Genomic DNA, 15832 nt, shown 5'->3' on the forward strand with positions numbered 1-15832 from the left:
CCGACGCGGCCGACCCCGTCGCAAGAAGGAGCCGACATGTCGCGCACGCTGATTCGAAAAAACCCGAGTAACTTCAAGACACTACCGTTGCACGTCGAAGCCACGCCCGAGGGCCTGAGCTACCAGAGCGTCGGCATGCCGCTCAACTTCGCCCAGACCCTGCAACGGCGCAAGCCGGTAGAAGTGCCAGACGCCGAACGCTTCGCCTTGGAGCTGGCGAATCTCGGCGTCTCGGTGCGCCTGACCCTGCACTGGCAAAACAAGGATTACTGGGTACTGGTGCGCCAACGCCGCCAGGACCGCGGCGATGTGGTGCTCAAGCTGATCTCAGGCTACGTACCGGCCCATGAGCTGAACCTGCCACTGCACACCGCCATCCAGGAAATTGCCGAGGAATGCCTGCTCGAAACCCCGGAAGGCTGGCTCGGCGGGCGCTTCAACGACACTTGGCTGCCTGCCCCCTACTCCTCCGCCCTGCATTACCGCGAAGCCCTGCCATTTCGCCTGAGCCCTTTGTCTGGCGCAGCTCGCCCGGTGCGCTGCGCCACTACCCAACTGATCGAGCGCCCGCGGGCCTATGTGCACCTGCCAACGGCGTCGCTGCAATTGATTTATGACCTGCGCCTGGAAGTGCCGAAGGAAGCCAAGTCCTTGAGCCTGTTCCATGTGGACGAACGCCTGGAGGGTGACCAACTGGTAGCGCGCCTGGATCGCCAGCGGCCGGACCTGTACCTGATGCCGTTGAAAGACGGAGAGCCACTCGCCGAGTTGTATACCGTCAAGAAAGACCAGCTGTACCCGGCCAGCACACGCGGTTTGTACCTGGCGGAAAGCTTTGCCCAGCAAGAAGGCTGGCTGGTGCGCGATGAGCGGATTCGCTGGAAGGACTGGCTCAGGCAACAGGGCCTGGGAGAGCCGGAAAAGGATTCGAAACTCAAGCGTTTGACCGGCAAGGCGCGGCAGATGCTGCGCAAGATCGTGCCGAAAAAGAGTTAGGGGCGAGCAGCCTCGCCCCGGCTGTCGCGCGTATTAGTTGTTGCGGATTTTTTCGACGATAGCCGTGGTAGAACTGTTTTCAACCAGCCCCAGCACTTTGACCGTACCGCCGTAGGCACTGACGATATCCGCACCGACCACCTGGTCGACACTATAGTCACCGCCCTTGACCAGCACGTCTGGCTTGACCTGGGCCAGCAGGTTTTCCGGAGTGCCCTCAGAGAAGCTGATCACCCAGTCCACTGCGCCCAGCCCCGCCAGCACCGCCATGCGCCGGTCGACACTGTTGATCGGACGGCCCGGGCCTTTCAAGCGACTGACCGAAGCATCATCGTTGACCGCGACGATCAAGCGATCGCCTTGGGCACTCGCCTGCTCCAGGTAAGTCACATGACCGGCGTGCAGGATGTCAAAGCAGCCGTTGGTAAACACAATGCTTTCGTTATGGGCACGGGCGTCGTCAATCGCCAGCAGCAATTGCTCCAGGCCCAGCACGCCGCGCTCCGAACCTTCGGAGCGCTGGATCGCACGGCGCAATTCCGGTGCGCTGATCGCCGCGGTACCCAGCTTGCCCACCACAATACCCGCCGCCAGGTTGGCCAAGGCCACGGCGTGGGGCAGTTCCTCGCCGGCCGCGATAGACGCCGCCAGGGTGGAAATCACTGTGTCGCCGGCACCGGTAACGTCAAACACTTCACGGGCACGCGCCGGCAGGTGCATCGCCGGATGGTCCGGGCGCAACAGGGTCATGCCGTGTTCACCACGGGTCACCAGCAAGGCGCCCAGGTCAAGTTCGGTCATCAATGCGGCCCCCTTGCTCACCAGCTCGTGCTCATCGGCGCAACCGCCAACGATGGTTTCGAACTCGCTGAGGTTCGGCGTCAGTAGGCTGGCGCCTCGATAAACCGAGAAGTCCTTGCCCTTGGGGTCGGCCAGCACCGGGATGTTGCGAGCCTTGGCGGCCTGGATCAACACCTGGTGGTTCTGCAAGGCGCCTTTGCCGTAGTCAGACAACACCAGCACCTTGATACCTTCGAGCAATGCGTCGACCTGATTGCCAAGGGCCAGGGCGTCGGTGGCGAACGGTTCTTCGAAATCGATACGCAGCAACTGCTGGTGACGGCTCATGACCCTTAGCTTGACGATAGTCGGCTGATGGGCGATGCGCTGGAACAGTGCGCGCACGCCGGCACCATGCAAGCTGTTGGCCAGGCTGTCGGCAGCTTCGTCGTCGCCGGTCACACCCACCAGGGAGGCCGGGGCGCCGAGGGCGGCAATATTGAGGGCGACGTTGGCAGCGCCACCTGGGCGGTCTTCGATTTGCTCGACCTTGACTACCGGTACCGGCGCCTCAGGGGAAATCCGTGAGGTACCGCCATGCCAGTAACGGTCGAGCATGACATCGCCGACCACCAAGACAGCGGCTTGATTGAATCGCGGCATGGACAACTTCATGGAGCAACCCACATACAAAATGAACAGGGGCGCGATATTAGCACAGGGTTTGCGATGGCTTGCGACTGGCGCGACGCTGAATCCATTGCAGGGCAAATGTGGGAGGGGGCTTGCCCCCGATGGCGGTGGGTCAGCCGCATTTCTGCAAGCTGACCCTTCGCGATCGGGGGCAAGCCCCCTCCCACAATAGCCCGGTGCGCACCTGTCAGATCAGGTGATATCCGCTGGCACCGGTGCGTCCAGGCCCATGGCATGCAGGCGAGCGTAATAGCCGTTCTGCGCCAACAACTCGCCGTGGGTACCGCGCTCGACAATCCGCCCGTCATCCATCACAAGAATCAGGTCAGCCTTCTCGATGGTCGACAAACGGTGCGCGATCACCAGGGTCGTACGGCCTTGCATGACCTTGTCCAGGGCCGCCTGGATATGCCGCTCGGACTCGGTGTCGAGGGCCGAAGTGGCCTCGTCGAGAATCAGCAGCGGCGCATTCTTGAGCAATGCACGGGCAATCGCCAGGCGCTGGCGCTGGCCGCCGGACAACAGCACACCATTCTCGCCGACCTGGGTATCGAAGCCCTTGGGCAACTGGTCGATGAAGTCCTTGGCATTGGCATCTGCCGCCGCCGCTTCAACGTCGGCGCGAGGCGCACCAGCCAGGTCGCCGTAGGCAATGTTGTTGGTCACGGTGTCGCTGAACAGGGTCACGTGCTGGGTGACCTGGGCAATGTGCTTGCGCAGGTTGAGCAGCTTGTAGTCTTCGATCTCTACACCATCGAGCAGGATTTCACCGCTTTCATGGTGGTAGAAACGCGGGATCAGGCTGGCCAGGGTCGACTTGCCGCTGCCTGAACGGCCCACCAGGGCGATCATCTGCCCAGGCTCGGCAGTGAAGCTGATGTCCTTGAGCACATGGCGTTCGGTGCCTGGGTAGGTGAAGTTCAGATTGCGCACTTCCAGGCGGCCATTGACCTTGTCGCGCTCGATGGTGCCGTGGTCGACCTCAACGTCTTCGTCCAACTGCTCAAAGATGCTTTCTGCGCCCGCAACACCTTTCTGGATGGTCGAACTGACCTCCGAGAGCTGACGGATCGGCTTGGGCAACAAGCCGGCCAGGGTGATGTAGGCCACCATGTCACCCGCCGAGGCATCGCCACGCAGGTACAGGACCAGGAACATCAGCACCGCCATGGCGGAGTAGATCACCAATTGCAGCGCCGGGGTGTAGATCGCCCCGGTGCGGGTCATGCGTAGTTGCTTGTTGGTGTTGCTCTGGCTGGCCTTGAGGAAGCGCTTCTCTTCGTAGACTTCGCCGCCGAAGCTGCGCACCACACGGTAGCCCTGGATGGTTTCCGAAGCCACGTGGGTCACGTCGCCCATGGCCACCTGGATCTTCTTGCTCTGCTTGCGGAATTTCTTGCTGGCAGTACTGACCATCACGGCAATCAACGGCAGGATCGCGATCATCACCAGCGTCAGGCGCCAGTTCATGTACAGCAGGGAGGCAAACAGGAAGATCACCGTCATGCCTTCGCGGATCACTACCTTGATCGCATCGGTTGCCGCCCCCGTGACCATGGTCACGTTGAAGGTGATACGGGAAATCAGGTGCCCGGAGTTGTGATTGTCGAAGTAACGGTTGGGCAGCGTCAGCAAGTTGTTGAACAACTGTACCCGCAGGTCATGGACCAGGCCCAGGGAGACCTTGGCCAACAGGTAGTTGCCCAGGAACGAACCCAAGCCCTGCCAGGCCGCGATCAGGATGATCAGCAGCGGTACGGCCTGCAGCAGTTGCAGGTCGCGCAAAACCGGCACGGTCGGGAACAGCACGGCTTCCGGGTTGGAAAGGCCGTCGACAAAGTACTTGAGGATGTAACCCAGCATCGGCTGGGTCGACGCGAAAATCAGAAATCCGAGAATACTCAATGCGAACAAGCCCATATAGGGCTTAACGTAACTGAGCAGACGGAAGTATATTTTCAAGCTCGAAGGGCTTGCGCTCGGACTGGAGTCGGTCATATCACGCGGCGTTTTGAAAAAGGAGGCTGACTTTAGCACAGCTTCTCTGTTGTACTTGCACCCGGTGTAGCCCGCGGCCCGGTTGGATCCCACGGGCGACATTACATAGCCACTAGCTTAAGATGGTCGGCTTTCTCTTTCTGGAATGGCTCTACTGTATGCACTCCAAGCGCCTTAATTATGGCTCAAATCGCGTTTTCGACTTCCTGGTCCTATGGATTTTGCCTGTTGGCTTGTTGCTGCTCCTGAGTGCTCTGTTCTTCGTCGGCAATCGCAATGTGCTGCACCGGATTGTCTACATCCTGTTCAGCGTGCCGACCTTGTTCCTGTTGTGCATGCGCCCCCGGGAACTCAAGGATCTGTTGCGCGAGCCCCTGGCGCTCGCGTTCCTGGCCTTCTCCGCCTGGGCCCTGATCAGCCTGCTCTGGAGCCCGGAACACAGCACCGACACCGACCTGTTCAAGCGACCGCTGAACACCTTCATGCTCTTTGGTGGCTGCGGGCTGCTGCTGCATTACCGCAACGAGTTGTTCAAGCCGATCTTCTTCAGTGCCGCCGTGATTGCGCTGGTAGTGTGCCTCTGTAACCTGGTGGCATTCGCCAAAGGCTTTGAACCCGGCATGCGCATGATCGGTGGCCTTGGAGCCCTCGATAATCCTCTGCTCAGCTCCCACATCTTCGGCTTTTTCTGCGTCTACTGGCTATATGTGTGCATGACCACCGATCGACTGCGCGTGCTGTGGTTCAGCTTGCCGGCCCTGGCGGTCATGGCAGCGGCGATCCTGGCGACCGGCTCCCGCACACCACTGCTGGCACTGACCCTGACCACCCTGTGGATGGGTTTCGTCAGCCGTAATCGCCGTGCAGCAGTGCTGATCAGCTGCATGTTCCTAGGCGCGGCAGCCCTTTTGCTCATCGCCCCCGAACTGGTCACTGAGCGCGGCACCTCGTTTCGCCTGGAAGTGTGGGGCCTCTCGCTGCAGCGTATCGCCGAACACCCCTGGATCGGCCACAGCTACGACTCCGAGCTATACCTGACACTGGCCAATACCACCGAACTGCGCGAGCCGCATAGCTTCGCCCTCGGCGTGCTGTACTACGTCGGCATCATCGGCTTTATCCCGTGGATATTCATGCTCGGTTGGGCCTTGTACAAAAGTTTCAAGGAACGCGCACAGCCGCTGTTCATCCTGGCCTCGTCCCTGCTCGCCTACGGCATCGGCGCCGGCCTCACCGAAGGCGGCGGCATCCTGTCGCGGCCCAAGGAGCACTGGTTCCTGTTGTGGATCCCCTTGGCAATCATTGCTGGCCTGAGCATTGCCCAGCGGCACCGCAGCCTGCTGCGCATGCCGGTGCGATCGATCAAGAACGAAGCCTTTGACCGACTGTGCAGCAATGCCCATGTCATTGAAGCCGACGGCCTGGGGCCGAAAGTCCTGCGCCTGGAAGACGGCAGTTTCCTCAAGCTGTTCCGCCCTCGCCGCTGGTACACCTCCGGCAGCTTCAACCCCTACTCCGAGCGCTTTGCCAGCAACAGCGAACAGTTGCGTACCCTGGGCATTCCCACGCCGCAAATCCTCGGGCTGTATCGCTTGAGCGACGCCAGCAGCGCCGTCAGCTATACGCCACTGCCCGGCCTGACCTTGCGTCAGGCGTTGCAAAGCCTGGACAGCAGCTTGCGCGAATCGTTGGTCGAGCGTTTTGGCCGGTTCATGGCGCAGCTTCACGAGCGCGGCGTGTACTTCCGCTCGCTGCACCTGGGCAACGTACTGTTGATGGATGACGGCGAGTTCGGCCTGATCGACGTGGCCGACCTGCGCATCTACCCGTCTTCACTGCGCTACGCCCTGCGCCAGCGTAACCTGCGCCACATGCAGCGCTATCCACAGGACCGTAACTGGCTATTCGAAACGCACTTCGAACAACTGGTCAAAGGTTACGCCTCAGTGGCAAGCCCATCGGCTACCGCGAAAATTCGCGAGCAGGTCCAGAGCCTTTAAACATCTGTAGGAGCGAGCTTGCTCGCTCCTACAGGGTGAGGCGCAGTTTCAGCCCTTGAGCGGTGCCAGATACAACCGCACCAACCCACGCAATGTCTTGCGCCCCCAGAACTTCAGCGGGATCTGCTTGAGAATCTCCCGCGCCAGTGGGCGATCACGGTCAGCGGTCTTGAGGAACATCGAGTTCAAAAAGTTGTAGCGAACCGCGTCGTAGGCCGGGTGGTCGCTGAACTTGGCATAGGTCTTGAGAATATTCTGGATCATGTAGCGGTGGTTCTTGTACGTGTTGTTGGCATGCTGCCGGTACTTGGCCATCACCACGTCAAGGGCGTCGATGGTGTAGCCCGCCGCCGTGATCTTCAATTGGATCAGCAGGTCCTCCAGGGGAATCTGCGGGTCGAACCCTCCGACTTCCTCCAGCACCTGCCGACGAATCAGCATGGTCGGCGCCGGTGGGAAGGGTTTGCGGTCCAGGAACATGTCGTCGAAGTCGAGACTGCGAAACGGCACGTCGCGACGTTGTTTTTTCTCCGGATGCAGGTTGCCGTCAGCATCGATCAGCTCGATATTGCCGGCGCACATCCCCACCTTCGGCTTGCCCTCCATATACGCTACCTGGGTAGCGATACGGTCCGGCAGCATGATGTCATCCGAACCGAACGGTGCGATCAGGCTGCCCTTGGCGCGCGCAATAGCGCCGTTCAAGGTGGCGCTGAGCCCCTGGTTCTGCTGCACCTGGAAATCAAAACCGTGCTCGGCCTGCAAACGCCGGATGCGCTCAACGCTGTCATCCTTGGAGCCATCATCCACCACCAACAGTTCGATATTGGGGTAGGTCTGCCCCAGCACGCTCAAGATGCTTTGCTCGATGTACTGGCCATGGTTATAGGAGGCGATGATCACCGACACCAGGGGTTGTTGCTGATTCATGCTCTACCTACTTCACGCAAACCGGTTTCAATCAGGGTCAGGTACTTGTGCTTGAACTCGTCAAGGGTGTGATTGGCCTCCAGATAGCGGAACACCTCCTCACCCTTGGCGCGCAACTGTTCATCGCTCAATGCCAGATAAGTATCCAGAGCCGCAGCCAATTGCTCGACGTTGCCCGGATCATGGGACAAACCGCCCGCGCCCTGCACCAATGGCAGCATCGCCGGGCCGTTGGAGGCGATCACCGGCAGATGGCCGCTCATGCCTTCCAGCAGGGCCAGGCCCAAGCCCTCGAACAGCGACGGCATGGTCCAGATGTCGAAGCCTCGCACGTACTTCATGCCGTCTTCGCGAAAGCCCAGCAAGTGTGCACGGCCAGTCAGGCCCAGGCGTTCGATGTCCGCACGCAGATCAGCTTCGGCACGACCGGAACCGATGATGCCCACCTGCGCCTCAGGGTATTTGTCCTTGAGGGTGGCGAAGGCTTGCAGCAGATGAGTGTGGCCCTTGATCGGCACCAGGCGACCCAGCGCGCCGATCATCCGTGCGTCCATTGGCAGGCCCAGAGCCTTGCGCGCGTCCTCACGGGTCAACTGCAAGGCTTCGGCCTGGGGAATATCGATAGCGTTGGTGACATAGGTGGTGTTTTCGCGGGTAAACCCGCAATTGAGGTCCACCAGGTAGTCTTTCACCGCCTCCGACACCCCGACAAATCGCCACGCCGGGCTGACCCAACGCTGGGTCTGGCGCCGACGATAGCCACGGGCATACTCGCCGAAACCGTGGGAGATGCCGATGCACAGCGGGATTTTCAACCAGCGATTGAGCGACAGCATCATGTTCACCGACTTGAAGCGGTTACAGATGACCACGTCGAATTTCTGCTCGCGGCAATACTTGTAGATCTGCCACATGGCGCCAAAACGAATGCCCTTGAGGGACTTCTCTGGCAGCTCGAAATAGTGAGAGTGTTCAGCCACGCTCAGGGGCTGGCCCGGCAGCGGGCGCCCGCTGAGAAACCCCGACGTCACCTCGAAACGCTCAGCCGGCAAGGACTTGACGATTTGCTCACCCAGGTCGGCGAAGTCATTGGTCTTGACGTTGTAGTCTGGCTGTAACTGCAGAACCTTGAAACGCGGCTTCATAACTCTCCATGCAGCGATCTGGCTACGGGCACGCAGCCCGGTAAAAAGGGCGACAGGCAAATACCGGCCTGTCTTCAATAGGCGCTCAGTCCTGCTTCAGGACCCACAGCAGCTCGTGACGGCGCACGGCTTTGCGAAAAAATTCGTTCTCGCCATAAGGCGATGGCTTACGGCCTGCCAACAGTTGCTGCAACCACCTGCGCACGCGACGCTTGAACGGCGCTGGCGGCTGCAGGTCATGCATCATGCCCAGGGCCATGGCCTTGTCCTGCTGCTGGCTCAGGCTGAGCGGGAAGCTGCAAGGCACCATCTCGACCGCTGCATCGAAACGCGGCGGCAACGCCACGCCAGCCCCCGAATCGCCCATGGGCCAGCGGTCGTTATCATGCAGGTGATTGGCGTAGCCGAGCAATGTGTCGGGCTGCCACTCCAGGCCCTGCAACGCTTCAAGCACCGCCGCATGGGCACAGATGTGGTCCGCGTGGGGGTCGAGCAACGGCGTGGGCAACACGATCACCTGGGGACGCGCCTTGAGCAGCAGTGCCCGAAGGTCAGCGATCAGGTTATGCCAGGTCGGCGCGCCGTCCACGTCCCCCGGCAATGCAAAGCCGTTGAACTGGCGAAACAGCCGCGTATCGCTCAGGTCGGCTTCGCGGGAGGCCATAGGTTGATCCGGTGCGGCCTGCATCGCCTGCAACTGCATGCAGAAGTAACCCAGTTGCACGCACTGCGTTTCGGGTACGCCAGCCCAACGCGGCACGGCGATGCTGTCCCAGGCACGCAGACGCCCCTTGAGGCGTGCGGCTTCAGCCCTGGGCAGGCCCATTTGCTGATAATGCTCGGCCTCGATTTCACCGGCAGTCAGGGTCACGACCCAGCTTTCGGTTGCCTGGCTGTAAAGGCTGAACGCAGCCAGTTCGGCATCGTCGGCATGGGGCGCAATCACCATCACGCGGTGCTGGCGATAATCCGGTTGACGCAAGCGCCACAGTGTCGGCTGCCCCTTGATCCGGCAAAAACGTGCGCGCAGCCTGACACTGCCCGCCGACAGTGCTTCGGCCGCGCCGGTCAGGTTCAGGTAACGCCGCCCGGCCACGCCGCGCTCGAAGACTTGCCGATCCGGTATCTCCAGGCCCAAAACGTCTACTGCGGGGTCGAGGAACCGTCCCAGCCAAGAGCTTTTCAACTCGACACCGACGATCAGGGTTTCGTCCGCAGCCAAAGGCGTGTCACACAGCAACTGTCCCGCCTCCAGACGCAAACCGGGCTGTTCGCTGCCGACTGGAAATGCATACTCGTAGCTGTCTTTGGGCGAGTAAAACAGGTGATCGGCAAACCAGGCTTCATGGGCCGCCCACAGCAGCACCGCCAGCACCGGCGGCAACCACCAAGCCACCAGTACGCCGGTTACCACCAGCATCAGCAAGCCGATCAACAGCGCAATGCGCTTGTTGCGCCGATGGCGCTTGAGCAGTTGCTGTTTGCGGCTCATACGCTGAACACCGGCACCGGATTGCACCAGCGCTCCTTGTATTCACGGTCGGAACGACCGAAGGAGAAACGCAACGACTTGTTCGCCGCCCGCGCCTGTTCCCACGCGCTTTGGGTATTGAGAAAACTCAGCACGCTGCCGGGGCTGAAGGCGCGGGTTTCAGGGTCGACGCCGCCGTTGACATACTCGGCGCTGAACCATTCGCTGGACTGCACCTGATACACCAACTGCACCGCAATCGCCGCGTCATTGAGAAACAGCACCGAGCCGAACAGAAACTCCTTGAGCAGCTCCAGCACCTCGGCCAGACGCGCCGCGCCTGCTGCCGGGAAGCCCCAACGGCGCTGGAACAGGTCGCAATAAATTGCCGCCAGCTCCACGCTGGAAAACTCACTCACCGCCCGCACCACGCCACCCGCCTCTTCCAGCAGACGCAATTCGCGGCGCTGGTTATAGCGAAACTTCTTCGACAGTTCTTCGGGGGTGCGCGCCATGGCCAACTGCTCGGCCTGGGGCTTGAGGGTGCTCACGCGCCCTTCATTGAGCGCCGACAGATAGCGCGCGCGATGACGCAGCGGTACCTGCGCATCGGCGGCAATCGGCAGGATGATCTCGGCATTGCCCAGGTCAAACAGGCCTTTCTTGCCGGTGCGCTTGAGTACGTCCTTGGACAGGGCCAGGTCGCGTCCCCAGGTGGCTATCGCCCCCTTGAGCTCACCACCTTGCTCCCAGCCCAGGTAACGCACCGGAATCTGCGCCAACCCGGCCAGCCGCTCGATCACCTGCGGATGGGTCGCCACGCTGCCGCCGTAACGCTGCCAGGCCTGGGCGTAAACCTCGGCCTCGACAGGCGCCCAGCCACGTTCACGCCAGCCCTGGAAGCGGTTCAGCATTTAAACCACGGCGTCATAGGGGTCCACGCCGTCCTTGACGACCAGAATGTCTTCCATGATCAGGTACTGCAGGTCCGAGCCGAAGAACATGTTCAGCGCGTCGGTCGGCGAGCAGATCATCGCTTCGCCACGACGGTTGAGCGAGGTGTTCAGCGATACGCCGTTGCCGGTCAGTACTTCCAGCTCTTTCATCATGTCGTAGTAGCGCGGGTTGTATTCGCGCTTGAGCACCTGGGCGCGGGAGGTGCCGTCTTCATGCACCACTTCCGGCACGCGGGTCTTCCACTCTTCCGAGACTTCAAAGGTGAAGGTCATGAATGGCGCCGGGTGATCGACCTTGATCATCTGCGGGGCCACGGTGTCGAGCATCGACGGGCAGAAAGGCCTCCAGCGCTCGCGGAACTTGATCTGGTGGTTGATGCGGTCAGCCACGCCGGTAGCACTTGGGCAACCGATGATCGAACGACCACCCAGGGCACGCGGGCCGAACTCCATGCGACCCTGGAACCAGGCCACCGGGTTGCCATCGACCATGATCTTGGCAATGCGTTTGGGCATGTTTTCGATCTTGCGCCAGTTCGGCTTGCTCGCGTGCTTGGCGCAGGCGGCAATCACGTCTTCGTTGCTGTAGGACGGGCCGAGGTAGACGTGTTCCATCTTCTCCACCGGTACACCACGGGCGTGGGACACGTACGCGGCCGCACCGACGGCGGTGCCTGCATCGCCGGAAGCGGGCTGTACGAACAGCTCTTTCACGTCGTCACGGGCGATGATCTTCTGGTTCAGCTTGACGTTCAGTGCACAGCCACCGGCGAAGGCCAGCTTCCCGGTGTCCTTGAGGATGTCGCCCAGGTAGTGGTCGATCATCTGCAGGGCCAGCTTCTCGAACAGCGCCTGCATGCTGGCCGCGTAGTGGATGTACGGCTCGTCGGCGATGTCGCCTTCACGCTTGGGCCCCAGCCACTCGATCAGTTTTGGCGAAAAGTAGAAACCCTTGCCCTTCTCTTTATAACGACGCAAGCCGATGACGTTGGCGTAGTCGGTGTTGATCACCAACTCGCCGTTTTCAAACGAGGCCAGTCGCGAGAAATCATACTTACTGGCATCGCCATACGGCGCCATGCCCATGACCTTGAACTCACCGTCGAGCATCTCGAAACCGAGGAACTCGGTGATTGCGCCGTACAGCCCGCCCAGGGAATCCGGGTCGTAGAATTCCTTGATCTTGTGGATCTTGCCGTTTTCGCCGTAGCCGAAGAAGGTGGTGGCGTACTCACCCTTGCCGTCGATGCCGAGGATCGCGGTTTTTTCCTGGAAACCGGAGCAATGGTAGGCGCTGGAAGCGTGGGCCAGGTGGTGTTCAACCGGTTCGATCTTGATTTTCTTCGGATCAAAGCCCAGTTGCTCCAGGCACCAGACGATCTTGTTGCGATAGCGCTTGTAGCGACGGTTGCCCATCAGGATCGCATCAAGGGCGCGGTCCGGGGCGTACCAGTAGCGCTTGGCGTAGTGCCAGCGCGCCTCGCCGAACAAGCTGATCGGGGCGAACGGAATCGCCACCACGTCAACGTCGGAAGGCTTGATGCCGGCTTGCTCCAGGCAGAACTTCGCCGACTCGTAGGGCATGCGGTTCTTTGCATGTTTGTCGCGTACGAAGCGCTCTTCTTCGGCGGCCGCGATCAGCTTGCCGTCGATATACAGGGCTGCGGAAGGATCATGGCTAAGGGCGCCGGACAGGCCAAGAATCGTCAATGCCACAGGGGTCTAGCCTCTTTTAGTCTGCATGCAGGCGGGTCGCGCCTGAAAAAAGTGTGCCTCTCGCCTGGGCGAGAAACAGCTAAAGGGCGGGATTATAGCTTAAAAGCAGGGGGAAGCTGTTAGCGGCAAGCGCCGTGAGGGACTAGCGGAAGATCTCGATGCTGCCGTCCTTGTTCTGGCGGTAGATCGTATAGGGCAGCACCAGGGTGTCCATGACGCCAGAGGCGACAAATTCAATCGCGATGATCGGGAAGGCATTGCCCTGGCTATCCAGCAGGCTTTGGTCCTTCAGGCTTTTATCCGGTGCAGGCTCGCCATTGAGGGTACAAAAACCGTAGATCACCCCACTGTAGATACGCGGCACGTTTTCGCAGTGGCTGCGCGACTCCTTGAGATTCTGGCTGGCCACAGCATCCGGACGAAAGACGGTGTTGATCGTTCCGCAACCGGAAGCCAATAACAAGGTTGAAACCAGCAGGACTTTGAAACCACGACTCACGGACAACTCCTTTCGCCTTGTAGATGGGAGGGCCGGGTACTTTTATCCCCCAGCTCATGAGCGGCCCGGACGCCAATAGATGCTGATATTGCCGTCGGCCGATTGTCGATAAACCGTATAGGGCAAAACCACCGTGTCGGCAACCGCGGACACCGCAATATCTACGAGCACGAAGGGTATGAGAAACCCGGTGGGGTCCGGGGCCGCGTGCAACGTGCAGAAATCAAAGGCCACTCCACTGTAAACGCGGGGAATGGATTGGCAATAGGTTTTGACGAGCCTGAGCTCACGCGCCGTGTCGCCCTCTTTGCGAATGACGCTATTAACCGTTCCACAGCCGCTTAATAGCAGTGCTGCGAGACTGACACCCAGTGCAGCTTTTATTTTTCTTGTCATGGCCTACGCCTCGTAAACGGTGTTCCACGCTATCACCGGCAGATTCGCTTATTCACCCGAGAAACACCGCTACATTGCGTGGGAAAAATCCGAAATGGTAAAACCTGACTAAATCTTTAAACTCGCGCATCTTTTGCGCGCCCTTTGTTGCGCGTGCCGAGGACTCTGGCTGCCCCATGAAAAAAACGCACGCTCGCTTTTCCCTCTTGCTGCCTGGATTGCTGGCCTTGAGCAGCACCGTTCAGGGCGATGATTCGCCACTGATCCTCGACCCCAGCGTGATCACCGGCTCGCGCAGCGCCAGCCCGACGTTCGACCTGCCCTATTCGGTGGACGGCATCAGCCGCGAACAGATCAGCGACGGCCAACTGGGCATCAACGCCTCCGAAGCCCTGTCCCGCGTGCCTGGCCTGGTGGTGCAGAACCGCCAGAACTACGCACAGGACTTGCAGATTTCTTCCCGAGGCTTCGGCGCCCGTTCGGCGTTTGGTGTGCGTGGCATCAAGCTGATCGCCGACGGCATCCCTGCCAGCACCCCGGACGGCCAGGGCCAGGCAGCCACCTTCAACCTCGACACCGCCGAACGCATCGAAGTGCTGCGCGGCCCGGCGGCGACTTTGTATGGCAGCAACGCCGGCGGGGTGATCCAGATGTTCTCCCGCGACGGCGAAGGCCCTCCGCGCATCGGCGCCGAAACCCTGGTGGGCAGCGACGGCCTGAACAAGAACCACCTTACTGCCGAGGGCGCGGCCAATGGCGCCGGTTTTGTACTCGACGCCTCGCGCATGGACACCAACGGCTATCGCGACCACAGCAGCGCCCGTCGTGACCAGACCTTCGCCAAGCTCAACTTCCAGCCCGATGACGACAGCAAACTGGCGTTGATCTATAGCAGCCTGGAGCAGAACGGCACGCAGGACCCGCTGGGGCAGACCTGGGCGGCATACAAGGCCGACCCGCGCTCGGTGAGTGCTAATGCGCTGACCTATAACACGCGTAAAAGCATCGATCATCAGCAGTTGGGGATGAATTACGAGCGGTATATCGGCAATGCGACGTTGCAGGTAAATGCCTATACCGGACGGCGCAGTGTGATTCAGTACCTGTCGATCCCCAAAGGCACGCCGGCTAACGAACGCGGCGGCGGCGTGGTGCAATTCGACCGCAAATTCTACGGCGGCAGCGTGCGCTGGATGCAGCCCATCGACAGCGCTCCCGGCGACTTGATGATTATCACCGGCCTGGACTTCGACCAGAGCGAAGACAGCCGCCACGGCTACCAGAACTACAGCGGCGGCACCCTCGGCGTGAAAGGCCAGCTCCGTCGTGATGAAATCGACACGGCTCGCAGCCTTGACCCGTATATCCAGGCCAACTGGGCCCTCGACCGCTGGACCCTGCAAGCCGGTATCCGCCACAGCACCCTGCAAATGGACGTCGACGATCAATTCCTGAGCAATGGCGACGCCAGCGGCAACAAGACTTACCAGAAAAATACGCCGTCGATGAGCGTGATGTATGCATTCACACCAGAGCTGCACGGTTACGTCAGCGCTGGCAAAGGCTTCGAGACGCCGACCCAGGCCGAACTGGCTTACGCACCGGGCAACGTCGAAGGTTTCAACTTCGGTTTGAAGCCGTCTGAAAGCACCCAATATGAAATAGGTTTGAAGGCGCAACTGAACAACACGCGGGTTAACGCAGCGGTTTTTCAGATCACCACTGAAGACGAGTTGGTCGTACAGCAATCCATCGGTGGCCGCACCAGCTACCAAAATGCCGGCCGCACCCTGCGCCGTGGCTTCGAGTTGGGCGTGGAAAGTCAGCTCAGCGAGCACTGGAGCACCAACCTCGCCTACACCCGCCTGCAGGCAACCTACGACAGCGACTACACCAGCGGCGCCAATACCATCGACAAAGGCAACTACCTCCCCGGCGTACCGCAAACCACCCTGTTCGCTGAACTGAACTGGAAGCCGCGAGACTGGGTCAGCACTGCCATCGAGGGCCTGTACCGCAGCAAGGTCTATGTCGAAGACACCAACACTCAACATGCCGCACCGGGCTATAGCGTCTTCAACTGGCGCGCGCGGTTTGAGCAGAAGGTGGAGCACTGGACCTTTCACCAGACGTTGCGCCTGGATAACTTGCTGAATCGCCAGTACGTGGGATCGGTGATCGTGGGTGACGGCAACGGGCGCTACTACGAAGCAGCGCCGGGGCGCTCCTAGTATGCAGGCGCTGGGGCTGAA

At 60.6% G+C, this 15832-nt stretch carries 12 protein-coding genes; 3 read left to right on the forward strand and 9 right to left on the reverse strand.

Annotated elements, in window-relative coordinates:
- Positions 1–36: 36 nt before the first annotated feature.
- Entirely contained in the window at positions 37–996 is a 960-nt protein-coding gene (locus JFT66_RS06435; RefSeq protein WP_034117410.1) for a hypothetical protein, read from the forward strand.
- A gap of 33 nt (positions 997–1029) precedes the next feature.
- On the opposite strand, the gene hldE is transcribed toward JFT66_RS06435, so the two are convergent.
- Entirely contained in the window at positions 1030–2451 is a 1422-nt protein-coding gene (gene hldE, locus JFT66_RS06440; RefSeq protein ID WP_034117409.1) for a bifunctional D-glycero-beta-D-manno-heptose-7-phosphate kinase/D-glycero-beta-D-manno-heptose 1-phosphate adenylyltransferase HldE, read from the reverse strand.
- 210 nt (positions 2452–2661) lie between these two features.
- Positions 2662–4467 (reverse strand): lipid A export permease/ATP-binding protein MsbA, encoded by a 1806-nt coding sequence (gene msbA / locus JFT66_RS06445; protein WP_034117910.1) that lies wholly within the window; start codon positions 4465–4467, stop codon positions 2662–2664.
- A 158-nt stretch (positions 4468–4625) separates the two neighbouring features.
- On the opposite strand from msbA, the gene JFT66_RS06450 reads away from it, so the two are divergent.
- Complete coding sequence (locus JFT66_RS06450; protein ID WP_198858992.1) at positions 4626–6467, forward strand: O-antigen ligase family protein; 1842 nt, start codon at positions 4626–4628, stop codon at positions 6465–6467.
- Between the two features lie 48 nt (positions 6468–6515).
- Here the strand turns inward: JFT66_RS06450 and JFT66_RS06455 are convergent, their stop codons facing one another.
- The 7 genes from JFT66_RS06455 to JFT66_RS06485 form a co-directional block, all read right to left on the reverse strand.
- Positions 6516–7397: a glycosyltransferase gene (locus tag JFT66_RS06455; protein WP_034117407.1), complete on the reverse strand. Its 882-nt coding sequence runs from the start codon at positions 7395–7397 to the stop codon at positions 6516–6518.
- Entirely contained in the window at positions 7394–8542 is a 1149-nt protein-coding gene (locus JFT66_RS06460) for a glycosyltransferase family 4 protein (protein WP_034117406.1), read from the reverse strand. The genes JFT66_RS06455 and JFT66_RS06460 overlap by 4 nt, the downstream gene beginning before the upstream one ends.
- Positions 8543–8627: 85 nt before the next feature.
- The gene (locus tag JFT66_RS06465) at positions 8628–10034 is read right to left on the reverse strand and encodes a PIG-L deacetylase family protein (protein ID WP_198858993.1); all 1407 of its coding nucleotides are present in this window, start codon (positions 10032–10034) and stop codon (positions 8628–8630) included.
- Positions 10031–10927 carry a GNAT family N-acetyltransferase gene (locus JFT66_RS06470; protein ID WP_153838723.1) on the reverse strand — a complete coding sequence of 299 codons (897 nt, stop codon included), beginning with the start codon at positions 10925–10927 and terminating at the stop codon, positions 10031–10033. Before JFT66_RS06470 ends, JFT66_RS06465 begins: the two co-directional genes overlap by 4 nt.
- Positions 10928–12685, reverse strand: a complete 1758-nt coding sequence (locus tag JFT66_RS06475; protein ID WP_124365589.1) for a carbamoyltransferase family protein — start codon at positions 12683–12685, stop codon at positions 10928–10930.
- Positions 12686–12827: 142 nt separating this feature from the next.
- Positions 12828–13184: a YceK/YidQ family lipoprotein gene (locus JFT66_RS06480; RefSeq protein WP_034117402.1), complete on the reverse strand. Its 357-nt coding sequence runs from the start codon at positions 13182–13184 to the stop codon at positions 12828–12830.
- 54 nt (positions 13185–13238) lie between these two features.
- Positions 13239–13580, reverse strand: a complete 342-nt coding sequence (locus tag JFT66_RS06485) for a YceK/YidQ family lipoprotein (RefSeq protein WP_198858994.1) — start codon at positions 13578–13580, stop codon at positions 13239–13241.
- Positions 13581–13756: 176 nt separating this feature from the next.
- Here JFT66_RS06485 and JFT66_RS06490 point away from each other — a divergent pair, with 176 nt between their 5' ends.
- Positions 13757–15811, forward strand: a complete 2055-nt coding sequence (locus tag JFT66_RS06490; protein WP_198858995.1) for a TonB-dependent receptor family protein — start codon at positions 13757–13759, stop codon at positions 15809–15811.
- The last annotated feature ends 21 nt before the right edge of the window (positions 15812–15832 follow it).

It is taken from the genome of Pseudomonas sp. MF6755 (assembly GCF_016405635.1).
Taxonomy (GTDB): Bacteria; Pseudomonadota; Gammaproteobacteria; order Pseudomonadales; family Pseudomonadaceae; genus Aquipseudomonas; species Aquipseudomonas haemolytica.

Excerpts from the sequence above, each read along its gene's own strand:
- JFT66_RS06435 (WP_034117410.1), top strand. The coding sequence starts at position 37 with ATGTCGCGCACGCTGATTCGAAAAAACCCGAGTAACTTCAAGACACTA.
- hldE (WP_034117409.1), bottom strand. The coding sequence starts at position 2,451 with ATGAAGTTGTCCATGCCGCGATTCAATCAAGCCGCTGTCTTGGTGGTC.
- msbA (WP_034117910.1), bottom strand. The coding sequence starts at position 4,467 with ATGACCGACTCCAGTCCGAGCGCAAGCCCTTCGAGCTTGAAAATATAC.
- JFT66_RS06450 (WP_198858992.1), top strand. The coding sequence starts at position 4,626 with ATGCACTCCAAGCGCCTTAATTATGGCTCAAATCGCGTTTTCGACTTC.
- JFT66_RS06455 (WP_034117407.1), bottom strand. The coding sequence starts at position 7,397 with ATGAATCAGCAACAACCCCTGGTGTCGGTGATCATCGCCTCCTATAAC.
- JFT66_RS06460 (WP_034117406.1), bottom strand. The coding sequence starts at position 8,542 with ATGAAGCCGCGTTTCAAGGTTCTGCAGTTACAGCCAGACTACAACGTC.
- JFT66_RS06465 (WP_198858993.1), bottom strand. The coding sequence starts at position 10,034 with ATGAGCCGCAAACAGCAACTGCTCAAGCGCCATCGGCGCAACAAGCGC.
- JFT66_RS06470 (WP_153838723.1), bottom strand. The coding sequence starts at position 10,927 with ATGCTGAACCGCTTCCAGGGCTGGCGTGAACGTGGCTGGGCGCCTGTC.
- JFT66_RS06485 (WP_198858994.1), bottom strand. The coding sequence starts at position 13,580 with ATGACAAGAAAAATAAAAGCTGCACTGGGTGTCAGTCTCGCAGCACTG.
- JFT66_RS06490 (WP_198858995.1), top strand. The coding sequence starts at position 13,757 with ATGAAAAAAACGCACGCTCGCTTTTCCCTCTTGCTGCCTGGATTGCTG.